The 2,310-nt window shown below is 70.7% G+C and carries 2 protein-coding genes; both read right to left on the bottom strand.

Translation table 11 applies throughout. The annotated features are described in order from the left end of the window. Positions 1–153: 153 nt before the first annotated feature. Positions 154–1,428 (bottom strand): hypothetical protein, encoded by a 1,275-nt coding sequence (locus tag GT354_RS02530; RefSeq protein WP_161354503.1) that lies wholly within the window; start codon positions 1,426–1,428, stop codon positions 154–156. Then, positions 1,425–2,310: glutamate ABC transporter substrate-binding protein (locus tag GT354_RS02525; RefSeq protein WP_161354502.1), on the bottom strand; the 886-nt coding region annotated here is incomplete at its 5' end. The genes GT354_RS02525 and GT354_RS02530, both read right to left, overlap by 4 nt.

The raw sequence follows: 2,310 nt of genomic DNA, 5'->3' as shown, positions 1-2,310 counted from the left end.
AGGCGCCGGCGGCGCCCACGACCCCGCTGCCCGAGCCCCCGGGCATGCCGCCCGGCGGCAGGGCCGGCGGCGCCTCGCCCGCCGGTTCGCGACCGCACTCGGTGCAGAAGCCGTCGTCGATCTCCCCGTCGCACGGCGGACGATTGCACTTCTTCATCGCTGTTCCCCCTTGTCGGCCGCGCGTTCGTTGCGTTGTGCCGCGATGACCGCCTCCTGATAGCGCGTCACCACCCGTGTCGCCACATCCAGTTCACAGGGCGCGCGCCACAGCAGGTCCTTGGCGTGGACGTAGAGCGACTCCAGCGGGCCCAGTTCGGCATGGCCGCCTCGCGAGGCCATCGCCCGATACGACTGCACGAGGCCGCGCAGTTCGTCGCGCTTGGCGAGCGGCGCGTCGATGTGCGCACGGGTCGCCTGGAGTCGCTCACGGGCCTCCTCGGCGTCGTTCTCCAACTCGCTCAGTTCGCGCGAGATCCGCGCCCAGTCGCCCGCACGGCCGAGTTCGGCGAGGGAGGACAGGCGATCCCGCAGGGTCGCGGCCCGCAGCGGTACCTCCGGGACCCGCTTGTCGCTGATCCGCGACAGCACGTGCACGCGGCGCCGGGCCGTGTCGCCCTCCTGGTACTCCAGTTCCTCCAGGACCGAACCCAGGCGGCCGGTCCGGTCCTCGAAGCGCTCCCGAACGAGCGTCAGTTGCCGTACCGCGTCCGAGACCTCGCGTAGGGCGCGCTCGATCGCGGTGAGGTCGACGTCGCCGATACGTTCACGCGTGGCCGTGGTCAGGGCCAACGGGTCGCTTGCCACCAGCCTACGCGCCGCCTCGACGCGGCTGCGGACCGCGTCGAGCGCCTCGGTCGGCTCGGGCGCGGCGTCGGGGCCGCCGAGTTCACGAATGCCGGTGTCGGTGGCGGCGACCTCGCCGTCGAACCGATCGAGCACGGGCACCAGGTTCGACCACACGACGTCGGCACGACCGACCACGTCGGTCACCTCGTCCCACGCGGGCGACATCTCCGCGACGACGTCGTGCAGGCTCAGCGTGCCCACGTGCATCGTCGGATCGGTGAGCCCACGCAGGTTCAACGGAACGTCCTGTGCCGCCAGTCGCGCGGAGGCGCCGAGCAACAGGAAGGACAATTCCTCCAGTTCGGCCCGCAACGGCTTGCCGCGCCGGCCACGCACCTCGCGGGCCCGATCCAACACATCGCCGTACGCTTCGCGGTGGCCCCACAGGAGTGCGATCGCCCGACGGCACCGCGCCCACTCGTCGGCGGTGCGCCCGGTGAGCGAGCCGCCCTCGAGGAGGCGTCGCCCCGGGTGGTCCTCCAACTCCATCAGCCGCGCCGTCAGCGCGTCGTACTCGCCCTCGTGTCGGGCCATCAACCGGTCGATCTCGTCGCGCCCGAGCAATCGCGGCGGCCGGTTCACCGCGGGTCCCGATACTCGGCCGACGGCGGGTCGGGCACGGTGTCGCCGAGCGAGACGCCCAGGTAGGTGCGGTAGAGCCGCTGCCAAGTGCCGTCCTTGCGCATCTGTTCGAGCAGCGCGTTGACGAATCTGACCAGGTCGGGGCGGTCCTTCGAGATGGCCATGCCGTACGGCTCGTAGGTGATGGGACTGCCGACCACCTGGGTGAAGTAGGGGTCCTGGGTCTTGAGTCCGGCGAGGATCGTGTCGTCGGTGGTGATCGCCTCGGCCTGCCCCTGTTGCAGTTTCACCAGGCAGTCGGCCCACGTGTCGCCCTCGACGATTCGCTCCTTGGGGACCTGTGCGGCCAGTTCGTCTATCGACGTGGATCCGGGTACCGAGCACACCCGCATGCCGTCGGGCAGTCCGGCCAGGCCGTTGCCGTAGTCGACCTTCTCGGTGGTGCCGTCCTTTTGCACGAGAATGCGCTGTCCGGCCACGAAGTAGACCGAGGAGAAGTCCACGCTCAGCTTGCGCTTGCAGTTGATCGTCATGGTCTCGGCGACGATGTCCACGAGACCGGTCGCGACCGCGGTCACGCGCTGCTGGTTCGGCAGGACCCGAAATTGAAGGTGGCTCGGGTCGTCGTTGCCGAAGATCGCCCTGGCCACCGCGCGCAGCAGGTCGACGTCGAAGCCGCGCAGTTCGTTGTCGGCCGGGTCGACGTAGCCGAAGGGGTACGTGCTCTGGTCGATCCCGGCGACGAGGAAGCCCCGGTCGCGGATGCTGCGCATCGTGCTGCCCGCGGGCAGCGCGGTCGGCGCGGGAAGCGAGCCGCTGGGGCGCAGGCTCTTGGTGACGTCGGGGCACGTGGAGTCGGGCCCCGGCGCCGCCCGCCGGGCC

Source organism: Streptomyces sp. SID3343 (assembly GCF_009865215.1).
Lineage (GTDB): Bacteria > Actinomycetota > Actinomycetes > Streptomycetales > Streptomycetaceae > Embleya.
The sequence above is the reverse complement of the archived record's forward strand: the minus strand, read 5'-3'. Positions and strand labels throughout refer to the sequence as shown.